This is a genomic window from Suilimivivens aceti (genome assembly GCF_025567405.1).
In the GTDB taxonomy this organism is placed as follows: domain Bacteria; phylum Bacillota; class Clostridia; order Lachnospirales; family Lachnospiraceae; genus Suilimivivens; species Suilimivivens aceti.
Genome location: NZ_JAOQKJ010000008.1, coordinates 56,289 through 80,007 on the forward strand (window position 1 = coordinate 56,289; position 23,719 = coordinate 80,007).

A 23,719-nucleotide genomic window follows, 5' to 3' on the forward strand; every position below is an offset into this window, starting at 1 on the left:
AAATTAAATTCAGTTTACCGCACACGGGATATATTTGTCAAAGCCTGTCTGCATATAATGCTTAGCTCAGCTCAGACAGACCCGTATACAGCTCATAATAGCGTCCCTTCTGTACAAGCAGATCCTCATGGTCACCACGTTCAATGATCTCGCCATTCTCCAGTACCATGATGGCATTTGCATTTCTTACGGTAGAAAGTCTGTGTGCGATCACAAGGGTGGTTCTCTGTGCCATCAGTCTGTCCATTCCCTTTTCAATATGCTTCTCAGTTCTGGTATCAACAGAGCTGGTTGCCTCATCCAGGATCAGGATCGGTGCTTTGGAAATGGCAGCTCTTGCAATATTGATAAGCTGTCTCTGTCCCTGACTTAGGTTTGCGCCATCTCCTTCCAGCAAGGTATCATATCCATTTTCCAGGCGCATGATAAAGGAATGGGCACTGGCCGTCTTCGCAGCCTGCTCTACCTCTTCATCTGTGGCATCAAGCCGTCCATAACGGATATTTTCTCTCACTGTTCCGGTAAAGAGGTGTGTATCCTGCAGCACCATGGCGATACTTCTTCTCAGGTCATCTCTCCTGATCGCTGTTACCGGAATGCCATCAACAGTGATACTGCCTTCGTTAATATCATAGAAGCGGTTGATCAGATTGGTAATCGTCGTTTTTCCTGCCCCTGTAGATCCTACAAAGGCAATCTTCTGTCCCGGCTTTGCATACAGGGACACATGCTTTAAGATCGTTTTGTCCGGATTGTAGCCAAAGGTTACATCTTCCAGGGTAACGGCACCGTTTACCTTCTTATAATAATACTCTGCATCCTCGCGCAGAATATCTGTCATGATCCTCTGATCCTTTGCTGCTGCATTCGTCTTCGGGATCACATAGCAGAAGCCTTCTTCCTCTTCTCTGATGGCAATGGCATCCGCCGCATCTTCTGCTTCCGGTGCTTCATCCATTACTGCAAAAACTCTCTCTGCGCCTGCCAGTGCGGAAAAGATCGTGTTGACCTGCATAGCGATCTCATTCAGCGGTCTTGAGAACTGTCTGGAATAGTTTACAAACACAGTCAGTCCACCGATATCAAAGCCACGCAGTACACAGAGGATACCACCGATACACGCTGTCAGGGAGTAGCTCACCTGTCCCATATTTCCCATCACAGGTCCCATGATACCACCAAAAAACTGTGCTTTGATCTGTTTTCCACGAAGATCAGTGTTCAGGTAATCGAACTCCTCCTTTGCCTCTTCCTCGTGGCAGAATACCTTGACAACCTTCTGTCCGGTTACAGTCTCTTCAATATAACCGTTCAGGGTACCAAGTGCAGCCTGCTGTGCACGGTAATACTTCCGGCTCATGCTTCCGATCTTCTTTACTGCCTGCAGCATCAGAGGGATCATCACAACTGTGATCAGTGTCAGCCATACATTGGTATACAGCATCAGGCTGAAGGTTCCGATGATACTGATCAGACCGGAGATCATCTGTACTACAGTATTATTCAGCATTTCCCCTACTGCATCCACATCATTGGTGAAACGGCTCATCAGATCGCCGTGGTTATTGGTATCGTAATATCTGACCGGCAGCTTCTGCATCTTTTGGAACAGCTCATTACGCAGTTTCTGGATCGCATTCTGGGAAATACCGATCATGATCTTCTGCTGCATATATTGCGCCAGTGTTCCGACCAGATATATCATAAGCATCACAAGGACACCCTTTAGCAGAAATGCCACGCTTCCGTTCTCAGACGTCAGTCCATTGATGATAGGGCGGAGCATATAGGAGCCTGCCAGGTTTGCTGCTGTTCCTGCGATCACACAGAAAAATACAAGAAACAGCTTTCCCTTTTCATGGGCAATGTAGGAAAGCAGCCTTCCTATTGTCTTTTTCAGGTTCTTTGGCTTTCCGCCCATTCCCTGTCTGGCTCCATTCCGTCCATCTCTCCGTCCGCCGGGTACGCCCCCTGGCATACCGCCCGGCGTTTCGTCATTCTTCGGATTTAAGCGGCTTTCATATTTTTTCTTCAGATATTCAAGCTTTTCTTCTCTCACTGTCCGCTCGCCTCCTTATCCATCTGTGAATAATAAATCTCCTGGTAAGCCTCGCAGGTCTTAAGCAGCTCCTCATGCGTACCCTTTCCCACGATCTCACCTTCATCCAGCACAAGGATCTCATCCGCTTCCATGACAGAAGTGATCCTCTGTGCGATAATGATCTTTGTTGTTTCCTTTAAAAGTCCGGAGAAGCTTTCTCTGATCTTTGCTTCTGTTGCCGTATCTACCGCACTGGTAGAATCATCCAGGATCAGGATCTTCGGCTTCTTAAGAAGTGCTCTTGCGATACAGAGTCTCTGCTTCTGACCGCCGGATACATTGACACCGCCCTGTCCAAGCTCTGTTTCATAGCCTTCTGTAAAGTCTCTGACAAAGCCTGCCTGCGCAGCTGCTGCCGCCTTTTCCACCTCTTCCTCAGAAGCATTTTCATCTCCCCACATGAGATTTTCACGGATCGTTCCTGAGAAAAGGACATTCTTCTGCAGTACCATTCCAACGCCCTCTCTCAAATGCTCCAGCGAGTACTCTTTGACATTGACCCCGTCAACCAGAACTTCTCCTTCATCCGGATCATAAAGCCTTGGGATCATCTGTACCAGTGTGGTCTTGCCGCTTCCCGTAGAGCCAATGATGCCAAGGATCTTCCCACTGTCTATTTTGAAATTGATATGGGAAAGGACAGGCTCCTTGTTTTCTTTATAATAACGGAAGGAAACATCCTTAAACTCTACAGTTCCATTCTCTACCCTCTTATCCTTCTGAGCGCTGTTTTCATCTGTCAGATCAATCCTGGCATCCAGCACCTCTGTGATCCTGTGCAGGGATGCCATTGCCCTTGAGCTCTGCAGAAGCACTATGGCAAGCATCATCAGGGACATCAATATCTGTACAATATAAGTAGTAAAGGCTGTCAGGTCACCGACCGGCATCCTGCCGACAAGGATCTGCTTTCCGCCAAACCATACCACACCAAGAGTCGTCAGGTTCATCATCAGCATCATGATCGGCATATTCAGGATCACTACATTAAAGGCACTTAAGCTGGATTTCTTCAGATCCTCATTGGCCCTTGAAAACTTCTCCTCCTCATAATCTCCCCTGACAAAGGACTTGATCACACGGACATTTGTCAGCATCTCCTGGATCGTGGAATTCAGCGTATCCAGCTTTTTCTGCATGATGGTAAATCTGGGAAATGCTGTTTTGATCACAATTCCGATCAGGATCACAAGGATCGGGATCACTACAAGGATCACTGCTGCCAGCTCTCTGTTCATCATAAATGCCATGATCAGCGCCCCGATCAGCATACCAGGCGCCCGGAGCATCATACGGAGCGCCATATTGATCAGGTTCTGTACCTGGGTTACATCGTTGGTCAGTCTGGTTACCAGTGAACCGGTATTGTACTGATCCAGATTGGCGAAGGAAAATTTCTGTACCTTCTCAAAGGTATCCTTCCTGATATCTGCTGCAAAGCTGATCGCCGCCTTGGCCGCAAAGTAAGCACCGCCGATTCCTCCTGCCATCATCAGAAGAGCAGTCACTACCATGACAATCCCCATAGTGATGATATAGGGTACATCCTGGTTTGCTGCTCCGATATTAATGATATTTGCCATAAACTTCGGCAAAAGCACCTCTCCGATGACTTCCACGATCATCAGCAGAGGTCCGCATATAAATGCCGGTAAATACGGCTTTATATACTTCCAGTATCTTTTCATTCTTCCATCTCCTCTTTTTTCTTATCCTGAAGCTCCTGCAGGTGCACATCTGAACCATGCGTTGCTGTCATTTGGGTGCTCACCGCCAGTTCCGTTCCCTGCTGCCTCTTCTCTCATTCACCATGATCCAGACTCTGATAATAGGCTTCTCCGTTCTGCTGCATCCTTGTCAGCAGTCCGTTCAGTTCCTGAATTTCCTGTTCCGAAAAACCCTTCAGCATATTTTCATCAATCTCCCGGAAATATTCCACACTTCTGCGGATCATATCCTGCCCTTTTTCAGTGATCACAATCTGGTTCACACGGTTATCCCTGCTGTCGCACTGCCTGCTGATATAACCGGTCTTTTCCAGCTTCTTCAGGGATACTGCAACGGCCGCCGGTGAGATTTCCAGCTTTTCTGCCAGCTCTGTCTGGGAACAGTCCTGATGATTTCCAAGTGTCATAAGCAGCTTATGCTGGCTTCTGAACACACCTGTTCCAGCCACCTTCTTTTCCACACAGCGTCTCATATTTCTGTTGATAGTCTGAAGCAGACATATGCTCCTGCTCCGATCGTCTTTCACGTTACATACCTCCCTTCTTATAATTAATTATTTAATATTTAACTAATTAACTTTTGATATTATACGCAGGATAAATATCAGATGTCAAACAGATTCCACTTTTTTTATAATTCTTTAGAATCTGTTTATATTTGACCTTTCCATCTGACTTATCCTTGCAGCAGCTGTGATGCCAGATACAGCACCAGTAAATGAATGGGATAAAAAAGATAAAAGAAATATTTGACCTTAAGTCCGCGCCTGCCATGATAGAAAGCGATCGGGACAAAGGCAGCAAGAGCTGTTGGCTCATAGAGAAATGAGAGAGCGCCCATCATGAGCTGCTGACGCCTCTGATATCGGAACATGTAAAGAATATATATGGAGATCACACCATAAAAGCTATAGTCACTGTGGATCAGATATGCTGCACCCACCGCCAGCAAAAGAGCAAGCAGCCTGTAAACAGCCTTCCGAGCTTCACCCGCTTCACTCTCCGCCACGCACCTGGTAACCGCCATTAACAGGAAACCAAGAAACAGGGTAACAAAAACATTACAGCCCTCCATGGAAAACACCTTTCCATAACGGAACAGATCGAAGGGGATCTCCGAAAGGAAAGCAAACAAAAGCAGCCTCAGCCCATACCTCTTCCTGCACCCTGTCTTCTGAAACCCTTCTACCAGAAGGAAACAGAAGATCGGAAAAGCCACCCGTCCGATCCACATACGCCCGATTTCATAAATATCTGTTCCCTGCTCCGCAAACAGATAGCACCAGTGATCCACAATCATGGACAGCACAGCTATGACCTTCAGGGTACTGCCGCTGAGTCCCATTCCCTGTGCTGTCTCTATCAGCGATTTTCCTCTGCTCTGTTTATTTTCTTCCATTTATTCTGTAATAACCCACCTTTTCTTGCAACTGGTATTATTAAAAAGTTTTTATCTGGCACTTTTTTAAATACCAGATTCTATTATACTGAGCATCATAAGAAATATATATCACAATTTACTGGAGGAATCTATTATGAAAAATCAAACAGCCCTGAAAATTGCGTTTACTGGCCTTTTGGCCGCACTGTCCTATGTAGTATTCACTTTTCTGCAGATCAAGATCCCTCTGCCTGGCGGTGATGCTACTTCCATCCATCTCGGCAATGCCGTATGTGTTCTCGGCGCTCTCCTGATCGGTGGATTTTATGGCGGACTTGGCGGTGCCATCGGTATGACTATTGGTGATCTTCTGGATCCTGTTTATATCGTATATGCTCCCAAAACCTTCCTTTTAAAGCTCTGCATCGGTCTGATCACTGGTCTTGTGGCACATAAGATCGGCAGGATTTCCATTGAAACCGATAAGAAGAAGGTATTGAAGTGGACCATTTTAGCTTCCGTTGCCGGACTTCTTTTCAATGTAATCTTTGATCCCCTGATCGGTTACTTCTATAAGCTTCTGATCCTTGGAAAGCCTGCTGCCGAGCTGACTCTTGCCTGGAATGTAACTGCTACCTCCATCAATGCCGTTACTTCCACGATCGTATCTGTACTGATTTATATGGCGCTCCGTCCTGCCCTCAAGAAGGCCGGGCTGTTCTTCACCCTTTCCAAGGAGAAGAACGACTGATCATCCATATGCCGGCTCTGATTATTCTCCTGCAAAGGTTATGCTGATGCTGCCCATACTGCAGTCTACAGAATATTCACTGCCGGTACCATTATCAATATACCTTTCTATTGCCAGCATGGAGCTGGTATGGTCTCCGATCTTTACCTCTCCTGCTGCACAGCGGACACTGTAGCTGTGATCACTTTCTTTTCCGGAAAGCTTCATGACAATCTCTCCTATAGCACAGTCTGCTTCCAGTTCTTCCGGCGCTTTTCCTTCATAGCTGAAGCTTCCAACCCCTACAGAGACCTCTATATCCTTCACGTCCATCTTTTCTGCTTCCAGAGAGCCAGCGCCGGCTTTCATACTTATTTCCTTTGCTGCCACCTGGCTCATAATGACTTCCCCTGCTCCTGCTTCTATACTGATCTCATCTGCCTTAAGGTCATAGATCTCAGCCTGCCCTACTCCTGTCTTCAGATCCACTTCAGAAAACTTTCTTCCCTCCGGTATGGTGATCACAATCTCCGGAGCTCTTCTATTTCCAGAAATGAGCCAGAATTTTCTCTGATACCCCTTTACTGTCAGCTCATCTCCATCCATCTCACATTTGATCCTTGCATTTCCCGTATAGGAAACCCGGATCTGTTCCTGCTCCATTTGCTCTTCCCTCACAACAAGCCTGCAGGCTCCCACATCAACCGCCAGCTGATCCACATTCTCTGCGATAAAGACCTCTGTATTATTCAGCATATTTTCATCTCCTGTTGTATTTCCGGTCTCACCCATATCATCTGTCATATCCCAGTGATCAATGATTTCCAAATCTACAGCTTCATTCTTCAATATCCCATATGCTTCGTGAATACCGGCAGCACCTCCGGCCGCAGTAAGGATAAGCCCCGTCCCGATCAGACAGGCTGCCGTGATAAGACTCCCTTTATAAAACTTTCTCATGCCCTGCACTCCTCCTTCTTTCCTGTTATCTTTTTCCACAATGCCCTGCATCCTCTGATAAGTGCCGGAATGCCTTCCCGGAAGATCAGCACAGTAAGGATCATAAACAATACACCAAGTCCGGCACACAGAAGTCCGCCGCCGATCAGCCCAATTCCAATCAGTGGTGTTTCAAAAAGGGCAACAATTCCAAACACTACAAGACCAGCAGCTGCTGCATATAAAGCCACCATGGCTGCCGCGATACCGATCACAATACCAAAGATCCCTGCAATAATACCAACCAGTACACCTAATGCCCCACCGCCGATTCCAAAAATAGCCGGTGATAAAACAACACAGGCAATCACGATCAGCACGATCGCCCAGGTCGGAAACCCATCCTTTTCTTTTCCGCCTTCTGTTTCTCCTTCTGCAAAGCTGCCTGTATTTTGAGCCGCTCTATTCTGACTCCCCCTGCAGGTTCCCTGTTCCTCTTCCCGCCCTGCTTTACGGCTGCCTTCCACCTTCTCTGACTGAATGATCTCATTCTGTCGTACTGCCTTCTGCTGGCTGGCAAATCCGTTTTCGGTAAATTCTCCCTTATCCGGGTCATCCATAAGTCCTGACCTGACGATCTCCGCTACCTCCTCCGGAGAGCCAAGCGCCTGGATCACTTCCTTCTCATTTTCCCTGCCTGCATCATTAAAATAATCATTATAATACTGAAGGGCTTCTTCCCTTTCACTGGGTGATATATCGGAAAGCAGCTCCTCCAGTTTTCTCATAAACTCCCATCTGCCCATTACTTTACTCCTCCCTCGAAAATACTATTAATTCTGGCCGCATAACGGTACCATTCACTCTCATACAGATTTAACTGACTTCTTCCCTTTTCGGTTACCTTGTAATATCTCCGGTTCCGTCCTGCGCATTCCAAGTCGTAAACCTCCAGACATTCATCCTTCTGCAGCCTCCGCAGTACCGGATAAAGCGTTGACTCTGACAATTCAATAACCTGCCTTACTTCCTGCGTGATCTTATAGCCATAAGCCCCTTCTGCCGATCTTGAAACAACAGCCAGTACAATGGCATCCAGAAGCGCTGCTCCTGTATTAAAAACCATATGCCCTCTCTCCTTTCCCCATGCTTTGATGCAGCTTACCGTTCCCTTCCTCACTTCAGTTTCCTGCAGCAGCAATCATATATATTTTTATAATATTATATATTGTATAATATATTTTCTATCTCATACTATACGATATATAATATTGTTTTGTCAACAGCTTATATAAAAAAGAATCCTGCTTGCAGGATTCTCCGCCTGCGGCGGGTCGCTCCATGCGACATCTACCCTTCCGCCGCAGTGCGGTCCTGCCCGGAGGGTTTTTTATGTCATTGGAACATTACGGAGTAATTTCCTATGACATAAAAAACAGGTTCCCGAAATCATATCCTGATCTCCGGAAACCCGTTTTCCTAAATTTCAATCCACTATCTTAGCATTTGGATAGATCCGCTCCATTCTTTCGTCTCCGAAATGCTCATCCAGAAAGCTCTCGACTTCATTCTGTGCCTGTTTTCCTGTCGTGTTCCGCTCTGTGTATCTGGCCAGTGCCATTGCTGACAGCAGGCAGTCAAAAATCATAAATACCAGCATTACTGTACAGATGATCTTACCTGCTTTCATGGGAATCTTCTCAATCCAGGTAGAAAGTCTCGGGTACAGCAGCTTCATCCATACAACTGCCGCAATTCCCCAAAAGAAACAGTAGAGCAGATTAATCCTGCCTCCCAGATTAAAGGCAAATTTGCTGTAATCCCAAAATACCGTTCCAAATACAAGCTCCGTAAACACACTGCAGATATATTCATAGACACCGCCAAGAAGTGTTCCTGCAATAAATATATAGGAATCGTTCTTATTCCTTATCCGGTAAAGGATCGCTGTCAGAAACGCACAGCCAAGTCCCCATACGATACTGAAGGGACCATATACAACACTGCTCCTGCTCATCAGTTTTCCTGCTGTGATCAGGCAAAAAATTGTTTCCGTAATATCTCCGAGGAATGCACCGATAAAAAACAGGCTGGCCAGCTTATAAAAGCTGCATCCCTCAGCAAATACAGTTTCCTTTTCCTTCGTTCTCTTCTGTCTCTTGATCTTCGGTATTTCCAGCATCGGAAATGCCTTGTCCATACGCTTCTGTATCCGTCTGGTAATAGCATTTTCCAGAAGCTTTGATACATGGCTGACACCCTCCGTAAACTCTGCTAGCTGAACCTGCTTCTTCTGCAGACCACGGATCGTCAGTGTGGTTCCCACTGTATCAAGCACAAGAACCACCGTAAGGGCGATCATAATGATCACTATCAGAAGCTTTGGCATGATACCAAGAAGCTTAACCAGCAGTGGATTCAGGAACATATTTAAAATGACCGCACAACCACCCCAGATCAGGGAAAAAGGCAGACACACATATCCTTCATAGTTCCACTTAATATCAGAGTAGTCCCACCATTTTCTATGGAACAGCTTTTCAAGCATCGCCCCTGTGATAAATTCGAGAATGGAGGCCAGAATTGCACCGGCCAGAAACAGGAAAAAAGGAGCCTCTTTAAGCTCTGGCAAAAATATAGCAAATAACACTGCACCTGATCCATAAATCGGACACAAAGGTCCATTTACAAATCCCCTGTTTACAAACTTCCGCTTCTGGATGGCTGCACAACAGACCTCGATACACCATCCTGCAAAGGAATAAATAAAAAAGAAAAAAGCAAGCTGATAAACTGTGTATTCCATTCTGTCTCCTCTGCCCTTCCTATTACTTCATACAGGAAAGAGCCTCCTTTACTGTAAGTATGCTTCCTGCCACTACGCTATTCTTCTGATCAAAGGTGAGCTCCTTTCCTTCCTGTGTGACAGCTTTTCCTCCTGCCTCCGCCAGGATCAGGCAGCCAGCCGCATAATCCCAGGGACTGAGCATCAGTTCAAAATAAAGTCCGGCTCTCCCACAGGCTACATCACACAGATCAATGGCTGCTGATCCACTTCGTCTGATATCAGGACATTTTTGAAACAGTGCATAGCAGATCCGGAATGTCCTTTCATAAAGCTCCTGATCATATGGGGATGTTCCAAACAGGACAAGCTGCTCTGACAGACCTTCATCTGCTACATGGATCCTGTTTCCGTTCAGAAATGCTCCCTTACCCCTGATGGCACTGAATACTTCACCGGCATAGGGATTATATACAATTCCGGCACAGGGCACCCCCTCCTTAAGAAGTCCGACTGAAATGGCACTTCTGCGGTATCCCTTCATGAAATTCATAGTGCCATCAATAGGGTCAATGATAAAGGCATAGCCAATTTTGACATCCGGATGGCTTTCCTCCTCTTCTCCTGCAAAAACAGCTTCCGGCAAAAGCTCTCCCAGTCTTTCAAACAAAAATGCCTGTACTTTCTTATCATATGCTGTGACAAAATTACCCTTGCCCTCCTTGGCTGTCACCGTCTCTCCGATATGCCGGGCGGAGAGAATAATCTCTCCGCCCTCCTTTATGATACGGATCATCTGATCCATCAGTCCTTCACTGATCACTGTTCCTGACCCCATTTTTCCTTCCAATTACTGTCTTTTCTCTGAATCCCTGATCCTCTCTTGCGGTATCCCGGCTCCCGTCTAGCGCTCCATTTTCCAGAAATAAGCGCTGTACGGAGGCAGTTCACTTCCTCCTCCAAAATCATGGTTCTGTCCCGTGATCAGATCAACAGCCGTACCGCATCCTGCATCAAAATGCGCCGTAAACGGTTCCCCATCTGCATTGATCGCTACCAGTACTCTTTCTCCATCCGTCTTTCTTTCAAAAATACACTGTCTGTTTGTCAGCAGCACAGATCTGAAATCCCCATAATTCAATGCAGCAGAATGCTTCTTTGCCTCTGCCAGCCTGGAGATCCACTCTGACAGCTCATTAAATACCGGGGCATCAAAGCACCTGCGCAGTGCCGGATCCCCTTCACTCTTGTCTGCCTTCTCTCCCCATTCACTTCCATAATAGACACAGGGGATTCCCGGCATACCAAAGCAGAGTGCATAGATCAGTGGCAGATGCTTATCATTCTGCAGAATACTTGCCACTCTTGTCACATCATGATTATCTACAAAGGAAAGCAGATGTTTTCCCTTATAAAGGGTCCAGTTTTCCGGACCGAACTGTCTTAAAAGAGAATGAATGATCTCAAACATATTCATGCTGTTAAAGCTGGAGTACAATCCCTTATAACATTCATAATTGGTAGCAGAATGCAGCATGGCATCATTCATCAGTCTGTTATAATCTCCATGCAGCATCTCCCCAAGCAGGAAGAAATCCTGTTTCTGGCTGTCGGTAAAGCTGCGCAGCCTTCTGACAAAGTTCTCATCCAGGCAATATGCCACATCCAGCCGAAGTCCGTCAATATCAAAGGTATCGATCCAGTACTTCACTGCGTCCAGGATGTGCTCCACTACTTCATTATTCTGCAGGTTCAGCTTCACAAGATCATAATTGCCTTCCCAGCCCTCATACCAAAGTCCGTCATTATAACCTGAATTACCCGAAAGATTGATGTGAAACCAGTTCAGATAAGGAGAATTCTCCCTGTTTTTAATAACGTCCTGAAACTGATAGAACCCCCTTCCCACGTGATTGAATACGCCATCCAGCACAACCCTGATCCCATTTTCATGCAGCTTGTCGCACACTTCCTTAAAGTCCTCATTAGTTCCAAGCCTGACATCAATTTTCTTATAATCCCTTGTATTGTAGCCATGCGTATCAGACTCAAAAACAGGTGAAAAATAAATGGCATTGATCCCCAGTCTTTTCATATGAGGAATCCACTCTTCCACCTTTTTGATCCTGTGTGTCAGCACTCCGTCATTTTCAAATGGTGCTCCGCAAAATCCCAAAGGATAAATCTGATAAAATACACTTTCATAAGCCCACATAATCTGTCTCTCCTTGTCTGTTTTCTATTTTCTCAGCCGGCAGGCATCAGATAACTGCTGACTGCATATACCGTCTGTCCGTTATACTCAAGCTGTGACCAGCCGTTGTCTCCAGTTGCAATCCTCGTCAAAGCCTCTCCATTGTGCAGCTTACCCACTATCGTGTCATCGCTTGCCGTACTCGGTTCTGTCCTCAGATTGGTTTCCTGCTTGGCTGTCACCTGATCTCCCACAGGCGTATAGACCGGTCCCTGCGGCGGTGCCTGCTGCCCGGTGTCCTCCATATCTGTTGTCAGATAGCTGGTTACTGCATACAGGGTCTGTCCCTGATAGACCACCCTCGACCAGCCATTATGTCCAACACCGGTCCGTGTCGCTGTATCTCCATGGGTCAGCTTTCCTACGATCGTGTCATCGCTTGCCGTGCTCGGCTCTGTCCTCAGATTGGTTTCCTGCTTGGCTGTCACAGTCTCATTGACCTCTGTAAAATTAATCCCTACCTCAGGATTCACCGTCACCCTCTCTGCAGGAGTATCGTCCTTTGCCTCTGCTTCCTTCGTATAACTGAAGTAAGCAGTATTTATATCTGTCTTTCCTGAAATTCCATCTACCGTTCCCTGACAGGTATACTGCCACATGGCATAGCTGCCGGAATAGTCAGCCTGCTCTGTCATAACACTTGGATACCAGGCAAGCCAGATCTTATATCTGGATGCAAGGATATCCGTATCCCAGCTTGCATTTCCTGCAAGCTCGTTTCTTGACGCATAGAACATAGGCGTATATCCTGCCGCTGCCACTTCATCAAGGAATGCACAGGCAAGACCTGTACGTTCTGTCTGACTCAGCGCATACTGTCTATTTCCTGCATCCTGAAATCCTTCACAGTTATAGGCTACCGGGTAGGTAATTTTATACTTTGCAATCAGGTCTGTTGTAAACCTGGCTTCTTCTCTGGCTTCCTCCTCCGTCACCGCACTGGAAAAGAAATATGCCCCAAGCCTGATCCCTGCTGCCTGCGCTTCCTGCAGATTATATCTGGCAGTAGGATCTTCATAAAGCTGCCCTGTACTTTTCGCCCGGTATCCCACACGTACCATGGCAAATTCCACACCGGAAGCCTTCACCTTCGCCCAGTCGATATTTCCCTGATGCTTGGATACATCGATCCCCATGGACTGCTGACCGGTTTCGTCTGCTGACTTTGGTACCGTATTTTCTGCTCCCTTAGTTATCGCCACAGCAATGCCTCCAGCAGTTTCAGCCGCTTTCTGCTCCTGCGGATCCTCTTCATCCTCAAGTGCCCCTACCTGCACACTGCCATCTTCCGTTTCACTATCTGCCGCATTCTCCTGCCTGGCAGCTTCCCTTCCATCTTCCGTTTCACTGCCGGATTCCGCCTGTCCTTCATCGTCCTCCGGAATTTCCTGCTGCAGTGTCTCCACAACAGCATCCCTTTTCCTGACATCATCCTTCATCCGGACAACCAGCACAATCACTATGATTGCAAGAATCAGCAAAATCCCTATACCAAGGATCAGCATTTTCCCTGACTCACTGATATTTCCGTTTCGTTTCATTTTCTGTTTCTCCCTACCCTGTCACTCAGAATCTATCTGAATCACTCATCTGCTCTTTCCTCAGGAATGAATCTATTTTACCACCATTCGACAGAATATACCAGCTGTTTGACCTTCTGGATTGGAATTTACATAGCAATATGCACAAATCCTTTATTGCCATGTTTTATAAGTATTTATCAACTTTTCCTGCTTCTGGAAATCATTTTAGCTACATGGGACATACCTGTTCTTACTTCTGTTTCGATTCTGCCATACAGTCCTTTCATCCTGTCCGGCAGGTGTCCCCGCACATTGATAACATAATATATTTACCAAGGGAACCGAAGGGGCAATATGTCAGCTGTCGGACGCTATACGGAAGGAGCTGGTGCCAATGGTTACATATCAGGATCTGATCCAGTTTGTAATTATGCTTTGCGCTGTTATAACTCTTGTTGTAACTCTTATAAAACGTAAATAAGCGCCCTCGCTCTGGTAAAGTAAGGCGCTTATTTATTACAATTTACTCTGCCGGCGGCTAGGCTTCATCTAGCTTTCGGTTCTCTTGTTAAGTATAGTATACCACCCTTCCCCCGTTAAGCAACAGGAAATTGAAATAATAACATACGCAATTTTATTTTTCTCTTTTACCATACCGCCGCCAGCACATGGAAAGAGGGAAAACAAATGCCAGTATTTAAGGACGAAGAACGAAATACTTTTTATGTAAAAACTTACTACACCGACTATACCGGTGCCAAAAAGCAGAAGATGAAGCGGGGCTTCAAGCTGCAGCGAGATGCCAAGGAGTGGGAACAGGACTTTCTATCCAAGCAGTCTGCACAACCCTCCATGCCCTTCCGGGTCCTTGCTGATCTGTACCTAGCGGACAAAAAGGCTCACTGTAAGCTGATCACCTACGAAACAAAGAAAAACCGGATAGATATCTGGATCCTGCCATACTTCAACAGGCAGCCACTTAATTCTATCGACGCAAAGGACATACGGAAGTGGCAATCTGATCTGAAGGAAGCAACAGGGCAGACTGGAAAGCCCCTTTCTCCCGGATATATGCAAAACCTTGTCACAGAATTATCCAGTATTTTCAATTTTGCGATCCGGTTCTATGGCCTGTCTGTAAATCCCTGTGTTATTGCCGGTAATGCCGTTGGTAAGAAGCAGAAAAGCCTTTCATTCTGGACAAAGGACGAATTTTACCGCTTTATACAAACTTTTGAAAAGGATGATCCATGTGCGACTTGTCTATGTGAGTACAGACCACAAAGGCATGATTTCCTTTGGTAAAACACTTGGCAAATTCCATGCCCAGCCGGTTTGCTTCTTCCGGGGTAATCTCACCGGGGCGGAAGGACCGGCGCACATGATAGGCAATCACATCATCTGCGCCACGCACTCGTCCGGTAGCGGCAATGTACTGCCGCTTTGCCAGAAGGAACTCTGCATCCGCAGTCCGACTGTCACACGCATAGCCGGTAATGAGCTTGCCGTTATCTGTTTTCTGTGGATTTGCTACATAGTCGATGACGTCACTGATCGCCCGACTCTCTGTGCGGCCTTTGCCGACATGAAGCGGCATGATTCTTGTAGTTGCCATAAAAAGCTCTCCTCTCAAAATATTTTCTCTGAACTCTTTGTGCCTATCGTTGAAATAAACTCTCCTTATGGGTATAATATAAAGAAACTACCAATACCTCAAAGGAAGGATTTTATGATAGAACAGCTAATTGCTGAAGCAACCGAATGTGATTTCAAAGTTGCACTTGAAATAAAGAAACCCAAAAGCTGGTTAAAAAGTGTCAGTTCCTTTTCTAATGGAATCGGCGGAACTCTGTTTTTCGGAATCTCTGATGACCGGAAACCTATTGGCTTGTCCGATGTTCAAAAGGATGCTGAGGCGATCAGCCGCTTAATCAAAGAACGAATCACACCATTACCTCAGTTTATCTTAAAACCATTACAGGAAGATGGTAAAAATCTATTAGCTCTGGAGGTTTCTCCCGGCCGCAGCACCCCATATTATTACAAGGCAGACGGCGTGATGGAAGCATATATCCGTGTTGGAAATGAAAGCGTAATTGCCCCTGATTACATTGTGAATGAATTGATCTTAAAGGGAACCAATCAGTCCTTTGATACCCTAACAACAGACGCGGTAAAAAAGGATTACAGCTTTACACTTCTAGAAGCAACCTATCTGGAACGGACCGGTCTCCGCTTTGAGCCATCCGATTATGTTTCCTTTGGTTTGACTGATAAAAATGGACTCCTGACCAATGCCGGTAAACTCATGACCGATCAGCACACGGTTTATAACTCCCGTATGTTCTGTACCCGGTGGAATGGCTTGGAAAAAGGCTCTATCTTTGATGATGCGCTGGACGATAAAGAATACGAGGGAAATTTGATTTATTTACTGAACAGCGGCAGTGAATTTATTCGCAATAATTCTAAAGTCCGTTTTGTCAAAAAGGCACAGTATCGTGTAGACAAGCCGGATTATGCTGAACGAGCTGTGACAGAGGCTCTTGTCAATGCGCTTATCCATCGTGATTATATTGTGCTTGGCAGCGAAATCCATATTGATATGTTTGATGATCGGGTGGAAATCACATCTCCTGGCGGTATGTTTGGCGGCGGCTCAATTCAGGAATACGATATTTACAGTATTCTTTCGATGCGACGAAACCCTGTGATTGCTGACCTGTTCCACCGCATGAAGTACATGGAACGCCGTGGAAGCGGCCTACGCAAAATCGTCAGTGAAACTGAAAAGCTGCCTGGATACACAGAGGCATATAAGCCCGAATTTTCCTCAACAGCGACAGATTTCAGAGTTATTTTGAAAAATGTAAACTACAACTTAGAGGGTGATACCCACCAAGTTATCCACCAAGTTACCCACCAAGATATTGAACTATCAACGATGTCCAAACAGATTTTGGCTTTTTGCACAACACCAAAATCCAAGAAAGAGCTTGCAGTATTTTGCGGCTTCAAAGATTTAAGAAACTTCACTTTGAAGCATATCAATCCGCTTTTAGAATCCGGGCAATTAGAAATGACTATTCCCGATAAACCTAAAAGTCGCAATCAAAAATATATTACAGTTCGTTCCGAATAAACAGAGAAGCAGGGCATTGGGTCTCATCTCCCATTGTCCTGCTTCTTTTCATTCCAAATTATATTCACATCATTTGCCCATACACCCAATCATGGATCGCAAATTTCAAACTCTGCACCTTGCCCAGCAGCCAGATCGCAGCCAGCGGCAGTCCCATGCAGAGCCGGACAAAAAGCGTCAACACCAAAATGACCGGTGCAGTTACAATCATCAGCAAGCATTTCAAAATCTTCATTCCAGTTCCTCCCTCCAATGCTCCAGATACCGTTTGCACAGGGCATCCGCTTCTCTCTCATTCAAAAAGCGGATAATTCCATTTTTTGAAACAACACACCAGCCATAAAATCAGATCCTTTCTTAACAGGGATCAATTTCGATATCCACCCGATTTTCCTTGTACATCTTCACAAACAAATGCAAAGCTGCTGTGGAATAAATATATGCATTCTTCTTACCCTTTAAAAACTCATCAAACTCCTTATAACAACTCTTTGTCATCGGTATGTTCTTCCGGCATTTTTCTTCCTGCATTTTTACTTTAACGTTTTCTCTATTTAGTGCTACAATTCCCTCCTTTGTTTTTTCAGAATCCAGCTTTTCTTTTACCCAACCCTGTTTATAACCTCTATGTTTAATTTCTTTTATAAGGGATGCACCTCTTATTCCATGATTTTTATACGATTCATGAATCACATCGGTTGACAGTGGCATAATAATATAGTATTATAATTGTACAAGAACTTGTACAGCATATTGTTCAGCAAGAAAGGAGTAACACATGGTTGCCGTAAACTACTCTACGATCAGAAATAACCTTAAAGATTACTGCGACAAGGCTTCCGACCAACACGAAACTATTATCGTTACTCGAAAAAATGAAAAGAATATCGTTTTAATGAGCCTAGATGAATATAACAGACTGGAAAAAGCTGCAAGAAACAATGAATATCTTGCAATGATTGACCGCAGTATTGCACAGCTGGAGGCCGGTAAAGGTCAGGAACATGAGCTTATTGAGGTAGACGAATGAAAAAACTTTGGGCCGACCGAGCTTGGGATGACTACCTATACTGGCAGACGCAAGACAAAAAACATTAAAACGAATCAATGATCTCGTTAAATCCATTGAACGGGATGGCCTTAGTGCAGGAATCGGTAAACCGGAACCGCTTCGTCACAGAAAAGCGTGGAGCCGAAGAATTGATGATGTAAACAGACTCGTCTACAACATTGATGAAAATGGATTTTTGTGGATTATTTCCTGCCGTGGACACTATGAGGATTGATAAAGAGGGCTCGCACTGAGCCCTCTTTCTTTTTCTCCATAGTTCTCGATAGCATCCGCTACGAACAGTTAATCTTTCTATCCAGATCTACCCCATCTGCTTTGCAGCTTTCATGTACTTCATGAGAGCAGTTCCATGACAACTCATGAAATCAGCAACAATGTTTCTAGACAGGTAAACTTAAAGGATCTAAATCTCCGTGATGAGGATAATTATGAAGAAATTTACTCGGATGAGGAACGTAAAAAACTTTTGAAAGTGGTTTTGAACCATCCAGAGGACGTGATTGCAAGAATGTTCGTGATTTTATTCTGCATGCCACTCCGTCTTGGTGAAGTACGATCCATAAAGTGGTTTGATGTAGACTTTGAAAATCATACAAAGGGAGAAAAGGAAAAAGTGTAATCGTTACATTCCTCTTTCAAAAACAGCCGAAGATTTGTTTCGTAGGGAATACGAATTACAAACGAATGCCAATGAAGATTCCTTTGTTTTCAGCTTTACCAATGGTTTAAATCCTGTTTCAGAAAGTCCCGTTTACAGGCATTTGCATAAGTTCTGTGGCGAAGCTGATATTACCTATAGAACTCCACACAAAATGAGATTCTGGGCTGTAACGAAAATGTACGAAGCAGGAGTTGATCAGGCAGGAATTCAGTACACTGCTGGTCGCGCCTGTCCAAGCACAACAGATCATTATAAACGTCCTTCCAGACTCGGACTTATTACGACAATGAAAATCAACGAGATTTTTAACTGATTCAAGGGGTGTACCCCTTGGGGATTATTAAAAGAAATAGCGGAAGCCTTGATTTTACAGGCTTCCGCATCTAAAAAGGAAGAGCAGATAACGGGAATCGAACCCGCCTCCCCAGCTTGGGAAGCTGGTGTTCTACCGATGAACTATATCTGCGGAATATAAAATATTTAAAAACTCATATACCAGTGCTTCACAATCGTCTGACTTCTCCTGCACTTGCTATATTATAGCATTATCTCCTTTTTCTGTAAACCGGCAAGCTGCAAATTCCTCATTTCAAATTTTCTCATTCTGGAATGGTTCTTCTCTCCCTGCAACGGAAGACTATAAAAGTCTTCCGTGCGGAAAATTTATCTGTAACTGACTTATACATGGAATGTACCTTCTGTTTCCTCCCTCAGATGTCACCTACATTCTCTCCGGTGCTGAGAAGCCAAGTACATCGATACAGGTTTCCAGAATATCTCTTGTCAGAACAAGGAGTGCGATAAAGCCTGCCTTCTTTTTTTCATCCTCTTCTGAGAGGATCTTTGTTTCATGATAAAATCTGTTGAAATCATTGGCCAGCTCATAGATATAAGCACACACCTTATGAGGTGCTGTCTCCTCAAAGGCATTTTCCATCATCGCGCTAAACCTTGTGATCTGCAGCATCAGCGCCTTCTCTGATTCGCTGACTGCCTCCTGCAGAACCGCATTTTCCAGTCTCTCGCCCTGCTCCTTATACTTATTCAGAATAGATTTGATCCTGACGATCGTATAAAGGATGTAGGGACCTGTGTCTCCCTCGAAGGAGGTAAACTTGTCAATATCAAAGATATAATCCTTGGAAGCCTGATTGGAAAGATCACCATACTTGATCGCTGAAAGAGCTACTACCTTCGCTGTTTCCCTCGCCTCTGCCTCCGGCACTTCCCTGTTGTCTGTGATCTTCCTGTACATCTCTTCATTAATCTCAGAGATCAGTGTTTCCAGACGCATGACACCACCCTCTCTTGTCTTAAAGGGCTTGCCATCCTTGCCATTCATAGTTCCAAAACCAAGGAACTTCAGCTTCGTATCCTTATCTACCAGCTTTGTCTTTCTTGCGCAGCGGAATACCTGTTCAAAATAAAGATCCTGTCTTTTGTCTACCACATAAATGATCTCATCCGGATGGAGCTTTTCCATTCTTTCCATAATGGTAGCAAGGTCTGTCGTATTATAAAGAGATGCACCATCTGATTTCAGGATCATACAGGGCGGGATCTCTTTGGTATCGGTGTCTTCTTTGACATCCACGACAAGCGCACCCTCGCTCATATGTGCATAGCCTTCTTTTTTCATGTATTCCACCATACCCGGAATCACGGTATGGACATCAGATTCACCTTTCCAGAGATCAAATTCCACATTCAGGTTCTGATAATTTCTCTTAAGGTCAGTGACAGACACTTTTATGATATGCTCCCAGAGTGCCCTGTATCCTCTCACTCCATTCTGCAGCCTGTAGGTTGCCTCCATGGCCTTTTCCTTGTAGGCCGGATCCTCTTTGGATTTACCACTTGCTGTCGGATAGATCTCCTCCAGCTCTGAAATTGTAAAAGGTGCTTCTTCGGGATATTCTCCCGTATAATTTTCATCAAAATAAACAAGCTCCGGTTTCCGTTCCTTCAGTTCTGTAATGATCAGCCCCATCTGAAGGCCCCAGTCACCAAGATGGATATCACTGATCACCTCGTGACCGGCATATCTGGCAATTCTCTTGATACTTTCTCCGATGACAGCTGAACGAAGATGTCCAACATGAAGCGGCTTCGCAACATTAGGTCCGCCATAATCCATTACGATCTTTTCCTTCTTTGCCGGGGGCTCCAGGCCAAACCTTTCACTTTCTGCCATTTTCTTCAGATAATCACTAACAGCGGATTCCTTCACCTTGATATTTAAAAACCCGGGAGCTACGGCCGCCACCTCTGCAAGCAGCTTACTGTCTTCCGCTTTCGCTGCCACATCCCCGGCGATCATGATCGGTGCCTTCTTATACTTCTTGGCACCTGCCATTGCTCCATTACACTGATATTCACAAAGATCGGGGCGGTTTGAAAGAGTTACCCTTCCAAGCTCTCTGTCATAGCCGGCATCCTCAAATGCCTGCATGATCTCCTCCGATATCAGATCCAGAAATTTCTTCATTATCTTAATCCCATGCCTTTCTCCCGTCCGCATTTCCATGCCTCCGGTTCATACTGTTTTTATATTAGCATTCTTTACGCTTTTTCACAAGAACGCTTTTTTTCTTCCCGTTCCATCCTTGAAAAAATACATCCACAGTAATCCTGCCTGTACAGTCCGTATTCTTCCGACAGCTCTACTGACCGCTTGTATCCGTTTTTCTTTTTAAAATCGGAAGGCAAAAAGGAAATCCCATATTCCTTTGCAAGCTGCTCCCCAATCTCATTGATCTTCTGTGCATTTTTCAAAGGGCTGATGGTCAGCGTTGTTGTGAAATAATCTGCTCCCTCTTCTTTTCCAAGTGCCGCTGTCTTTTCAAGTCTGAGCAGAAAGCAGGCAAAGCAGCGCTCTCCTCCCTCTCTGCAGGCTTCCAGTCCTTTTATTCTTTCAAAATAAAGCTCTCTCTCATAATCCCCTTCTATGATCTCAATAGAAAAAGCTTCCTTTCCCACATCCTCCCTCCGGTTCCATTCCCTGATCAGACGCTTCTGCTCCTCTACCCGCTTATGGTACTCCGGCTCCTCCGTAATATTGGGATTATAATAAAAAACTGTGATCCTGAAGAATCCCCTCAGATACTCCAGCACGTAACTGCTGCAGGGTGCACAGCAGCTGTGAAGCAGCAGCTTCTTTCCGTAATTCTCTTTATCTGCCAGAATTTCATCCAGCATTTTCTGGTAATTCTTTTTTTGCATCTCTCTGTCCTTATTCAAAAAATGCACTGCAGATCCTTATACCGGATCTGCAGTGCACCTTCACGTTCTGATCTTTATTTCTGCAGAGGACTTTCTCTGTAAATAATATCCTCTCTGCCGGGTCCATTGCTGACCATAGTGATCGGATATCCGATCTGCTCTTCTACGAACTCAACATACCTTCTGCAGTTCTCCGGAAGATCCTCATATTTCTTAATTCCCCTGATATCACATTTCCATCCTGGGAGCTTCTTCAGTACCGGCTTTGCCTTCTCAAGCTTATAGGTAACAGGGAAGTCTGTTGTAACCTCTCCATCGATATCATAGCCAACACAAACCGGGATCTCATCCAGATAGCCAAGTGCATCCAGTACGGTAAATGCCACATCTGTTGCTCCCTGCAGTCTGCAGCCATACTTGGAAGCCACACAGTCAAACCAGCCCATACGTCTCGGACGACCTGTAGTAGCACCGAATTCACCGCCATCACCGCCACGTCTTCTCAGCTCATCTGCCTCATCCCCGAAGATCTCGGACACAAACGCGCCTGCTCCGACTGCAGAAGAATATGCCTTGCATACCGTAACGATCTGTCTGATCTCATACGGCGGGATTCCCGCACCGATCGCACCATAAGCTGCCAGTGTAGAGGATGAAGTAACCATAGGATAAATACCATGGTCAGGATCCTTCAGTGTACCAAGCTGTCCCTCTAAAAGGATGGTCTTTCCTTCCTTCAGTGCCTTATCAAGGAATACAGATACATCACATACATAGGGCTCGATCATTTCTTTATATTCATGCAGGGTAGCAAGCAGCTCTTCCGGTTGCAGAGCCGGCTTGTGATAAAGATGCTCTAAGATAACGTTCTTCTGTTCACAGATTCTTACCACCTTGTCCTTCAGCAGCGCCTCATCAAACAGCTCACTGACCTGAAAACCGATCTTTGCATATTTATCAGAATAAAAAGGAGCGATACCTGATTTGGTGGAGCCAAAGGACTTCTTGCCAAGCCTCTCCTCTTCATACTGGTCAAATAAAATATGGTAAGGCATTACCATCTGTGCCCTGTCAGAAACTACAATCTTCGGCATCGGAACATTCCTGTCTGTAATAGACTTGATCTCGTTTATCAGGATCGGGATGTTCAGTGCCACACCATTACCGATCACGCTGGTCGTATGTCCATAAAAAACACCTGATGGAAGCGTATGCAATGCAAATTTACCGTAATCATTTACGATCGTATGTCCTGCATTTGCTCCACCCTGAAAACGGACAATAATATCTGCCTGTGCTGCAAGCATATCTGTGATCTTGCCCTTGCCTTCATCACCCCAGTTAGCACCTACAACTGCTTTTACCATAAAAATATCCTCACTTTCATGTAGAAACCCGCATCCGCAGATTTCTGTTTACTCTGAGCTCTTTACTTTATTATTATACAGGATTCTTTGTTATAAGTAAAATCAATATTCATTATATTTGTCATAATATGCAGTTATACAACAAATTCCTGCAGAATCCGGTTCAGTTCATTTGCCTTTTCTTCCAATGCTTCTACAGCCACATCCAGCTGTTCTACAGAGGCAAGCTGTCTTTCCGCTGAATGAGCTACATTAGCGGAGCCTGCTGCTGTCTGTGCAGATATCGCACTGATCGCCGAAATTGAAGCCAGTGTTGCATTTCTTCCTTCTTCCATGCTTTTTACATTTTCATTGATCACAGACAATGCTCCCAGAAGACCCTCAACCTGTTTTCCAATCCTGTCAAAGGATTCCGTAGTCAGCTCTACCGCCTTCTGCTGATCCTCCACAACGCTCTCTGCCTGTCTCGCAACCTCTGCTGCCTCCTGGCTGCTTCTCTCGATCTCAGATACGATCCCTGCAATTTCTTCTGCGGAATGTACGGATTCATCTGCCAGCTTTCTGATCTCCTGTGCCACCACTGAAAAGCCTTTACCTGCTTCTCCGGCTCTGGCCGCTTCAATGGATGCATTTAAGCTCAGAAGATTTGTCTGTTCAGCGATCTCATTGATCGTTTCTATGATCTTTCCTGTAATTCTGGTCGTGGATCCTGTGTCTTCAGCTTTTCATCCAGGTCGCACCTGTTTCCAAATAAAAAATAATGGTACTGGTCCCCGGCTACCTGTTCCCCTTCTGAAGTTGCGATATAAGCAGAG

General features: G+C 45.3%; 23 protein-coding genes, 1 tRNA gene and 2 pseudogenes. 7 read left to right on the forward strand and 19 right to left on the reverse strand.

Annotated elements, in window-relative coordinates; all coding sequences use genetic code 11:
- Positions 1–61 precede the first annotated feature (61 nt).
- The 4 genes from OCV77_RS10655 to OCV77_RS10670 form a co-directional block, all read right to left on the reverse strand.
- Positions 62–2,059: an ABC transporter ATP-binding protein gene (locus OCV77_RS10655; protein ID WP_331488851.1), complete on the reverse strand. Its 1,998-nt coding sequence runs from the start codon at positions 2,057–2,059 to the stop codon at positions 62–64.
- The gene (locus OCV77_RS10660; RefSeq protein ID WP_262575071.1) at positions 2,056–3,789 is read right to left on the reverse strand and encodes an ABC transporter ATP-binding protein; all 1,734 of its coding nucleotides are present in this window, start codon (positions 3,787–3,789) and stop codon (positions 2,056–2,058) included. Before OCV77_RS10660 ends, OCV77_RS10655 begins: the two co-directional genes overlap by 4 nt.
- A 113-nt stretch (positions 3,790–3,902) precedes the next feature.
- Entirely contained in the window at positions 3,903–4,355 is a 453-nt protein-coding gene (locus OCV77_RS10665; protein WP_262575072.1) for a MarR family winged helix-turn-helix transcriptional regulator, read from the reverse strand.
- Between the two features lie 149 nt (positions 4,356–4,504).
- Complete coding sequence (locus OCV77_RS10670) at positions 4,505–5,227, reverse strand: conjugal transfer protein TraX (RefSeq protein WP_262575073.1); 723 nt, start codon at positions 5,225–5,227, stop codon at positions 4,505–4,507.
- A gap of 136 nt (positions 5,228–5,363) precedes the next feature.
- Here OCV77_RS10670 and OCV77_RS10675 point away from each other — a divergent pair, with 136 nt between their 5' ends.
- Entirely contained in the window at positions 5,364–5,960 is a 597-nt protein-coding gene (locus OCV77_RS10675) for an ECF transporter S component (protein ID WP_118799353.1), read from the forward strand.
- Positions 5,961–5,981: 21 nt separating this feature from the next.
- On the opposite strand, the gene OCV77_RS10680 is transcribed toward OCV77_RS10675, so the two are convergent.
- The 7 genes from OCV77_RS10680 to OCV77_RS10710 all read right to left on the reverse strand — a co-directional run bounded on the left by OCV77_RS10680 (position 5,982) and on the right by OCV77_RS10710 (position 13,458).
- Complete coding sequence (locus OCV77_RS10680) at positions 5,982–6,899, reverse strand: DUF4097 domain-containing protein (RefSeq protein WP_262575074.1); 918 nt, start codon at positions 6,897–6,899, stop codon at positions 5,982–5,984.
- Positions 6,896–7,684 carry a DUF1700 domain-containing protein gene (locus OCV77_RS10685; RefSeq protein WP_262575075.1) on the reverse strand — a complete coding sequence of 263 codons (789 nt, stop codon included), beginning with the start codon at positions 7,682–7,684 and terminating at the stop codon, positions 6,896–6,898. Before OCV77_RS10685 ends, OCV77_RS10680 begins: the two co-directional genes overlap by 4 nt.
- Entirely contained in the window at positions 7,684–8,004 is a 321-nt protein-coding gene (locus OCV77_RS10690; RefSeq protein ID WP_262575076.1) for a PadR family transcriptional regulator, read from the reverse strand. The genes OCV77_RS10685 and OCV77_RS10690 overlap by 1 nt, the downstream gene beginning before the upstream one ends.
- A 360-nt stretch (positions 8,005–8,364) precedes the next feature.
- Positions 8,365–9,684: a putative ABC transporter permease gene (locus OCV77_RS10695; protein ID WP_262575077.1), complete on the reverse strand. Its 1,320-nt coding sequence runs from the start codon at positions 9,682–9,684 to the stop codon at positions 8,365–8,367.
- A 22-nt stretch (positions 9,685–9,706) separates the two neighbouring features.
- Positions 9,707–10,501: an inositol monophosphatase family protein gene (locus tag OCV77_RS10700; RefSeq protein ID WP_262575078.1), complete on the reverse strand. Its 795-nt coding sequence runs from the start codon at positions 10,499–10,501 to the stop codon at positions 9,707–9,709.
- A 66-nt stretch (positions 10,502–10,567) separates the two neighbouring features.
- Positions 10,568–11,878, reverse strand: a complete 1,311-nt coding sequence (locus OCV77_RS10705) for an alpha-amylase family glycosyl hydrolase (RefSeq protein ID WP_118799348.1) — start codon at positions 11,876–11,878, stop codon at positions 10,568–10,570.
- Between the two features lie 32 nt (positions 11,879–11,910).
- Complete coding sequence (locus tag OCV77_RS10710; RefSeq protein WP_262575079.1) at positions 11,911–13,458, reverse strand: GH25 family lysozyme; 1,548 nt, start codon at positions 13,456–13,458, stop codon at positions 11,911–11,913.
- 669 nt (positions 13,459–14,127) lie between these two features.
- On the opposite strand from OCV77_RS10710, the gene OCV77_RS10715 reads away from it, so the two are divergent.
- Positions 14,128–14,745: a tyrosine-type recombinase/integrase gene (locus OCV77_RS10715; protein ID WP_262575080.1), complete on the forward strand. Its 618-nt coding sequence runs from the start codon at positions 14,128–14,130 to the stop codon at positions 14,743–14,745.
- Here OCV77_RS10715 and OCV77_RS10720 read toward each other — a convergent pair.
- Positions 14,690–15,055, reverse strand: a pseudogene (locus OCV77_RS10720) (relaxase/mobilization nuclease domain-containing protein); the annotation flags it as partial. The gene OCV77_RS10715 and the pseudogene OCV77_RS10720 sit on opposite strands and share 56 nt — an antisense overlap.
- Positions 15,056–15,169: 114 nt before the next feature.
- Here OCV77_RS10720 and OCV77_RS10725 point away from each other — a divergent pair.
- Positions 15,170–16,582, forward strand: coding sequence for an ATP-binding protein (locus OCV77_RS10725; protein ID WP_262575081.1), 1,413 nt, complete (start codon positions 15,170–15,172; stop codon positions 16,580–16,582).
- A 64-nt stretch (positions 16,583–16,646) separates the two neighbouring features.
- Here the strand turns inward: OCV77_RS10725 and OCV77_RS10730 are convergent, their stop codons facing one another.
- Positions 16,647–16,817: a hypothetical protein gene (locus OCV77_RS10730; protein ID WP_262575082.1), complete on the reverse strand. Its 171-nt coding sequence runs from the start codon at positions 16,815–16,817 to the stop codon at positions 16,647–16,649.
- A 122-nt stretch (positions 16,818–16,939) separates the two neighbouring features.
- Entirely contained in the window at positions 16,940–17,293 is a 354-nt protein-coding gene (locus OCV77_RS10735; RefSeq protein ID WP_262575083.1) for a hypothetical protein, read from the reverse strand.
- Between the two features lie 67 nt (positions 17,294–17,360).
- On the opposite strand from OCV77_RS10735, the gene OCV77_RS10740 reads away from it, so the two are divergent.
- From OCV77_RS10740 to OCV77_RS16830, 4 genes and pseudogenes are all read left to right on the forward strand, one after another.
- The gene (locus tag OCV77_RS10740) at positions 17,361–17,612 is read left to right on the forward strand and encodes a type II toxin-antitoxin system Phd/YefM family antitoxin (protein ID WP_262575084.1); all 252 of its coding nucleotides are present in this window, start codon (positions 17,361–17,363) and stop codon (positions 17,610–17,612) included.
- Positions 17,609–17,868, forward strand: a pseudogene (locus OCV77_RS16680) (Txe/YoeB family addiction module toxin). Before OCV77_RS10740 ends, OCV77_RS16680 begins: the two are co-directional and overlap by 4 nt.
- A gap of 135 nt (positions 17,869–18,003) precedes the next feature.
- Positions 18,004–18,273: a hypothetical protein gene (locus OCV77_RS10750; protein WP_262575085.1), complete on the forward strand. Its 270-nt coding sequence runs from the start codon at positions 18,004–18,006 to the stop codon at positions 18,271–18,273.
- A gap of 34 nt (positions 18,274–18,307) precedes the next feature.
- A complete protein-coding gene (locus OCV77_RS16830) occupies positions 18,308–18,628 on the forward strand; it encodes a tyrosine-type recombinase/integrase (RefSeq protein ID WP_416910531.1) in 321 nt (106 codons plus the stop codon).
- Positions 18,629–18,710: 82 nt separating this feature from the next.
- Here the strand turns inward: OCV77_RS16830 and OCV77_RS10755 are convergent.
- From OCV77_RS10755 to OCV77_RS10775, 5 genes are all read right to left on the reverse strand, one after another.
- Positions 18,711–18,781 (reverse strand) — tRNA-Gly (locus OCV77_RS10755).
- 255 nt (positions 18,782–19,036) lie between these two features.
- Entirely contained in the window at positions 19,037–20,803 is a 1,767-nt protein-coding gene (argS, locus tag OCV77_RS10760) for an arginine--tRNA ligase (RefSeq protein ID WP_262575194.1), read from the reverse strand.
- 74 nt (positions 20,804–20,877) lie between these two features.
- A complete protein-coding gene (locus tag OCV77_RS10765; protein ID WP_262575086.1) occupies positions 20,878–21,537 on the reverse strand; it encodes an epoxyqueuosine reductase QueH in 660 nt (219 codons plus the stop codon).
- 74 nt (positions 21,538–21,611) lie between these two features.
- Complete coding sequence (locus OCV77_RS10770; protein ID WP_262575087.1) at positions 21,612–22,904, reverse strand: adenylosuccinate synthase; 1,293 nt, start codon at positions 22,902–22,904, stop codon at positions 21,612–21,614.
- A 134-nt stretch (positions 22,905–23,038) separates the two neighbouring features.
- Complete coding sequence (locus OCV77_RS10775; RefSeq protein ID WP_317246636.1) at positions 23,039–23,599, reverse strand: methyl-accepting chemotaxis protein; 561 nt, start codon at positions 23,597–23,599, stop codon at positions 23,039–23,041.
- Positions 23,600–23,719: the final 120 nt, after the last annotated feature.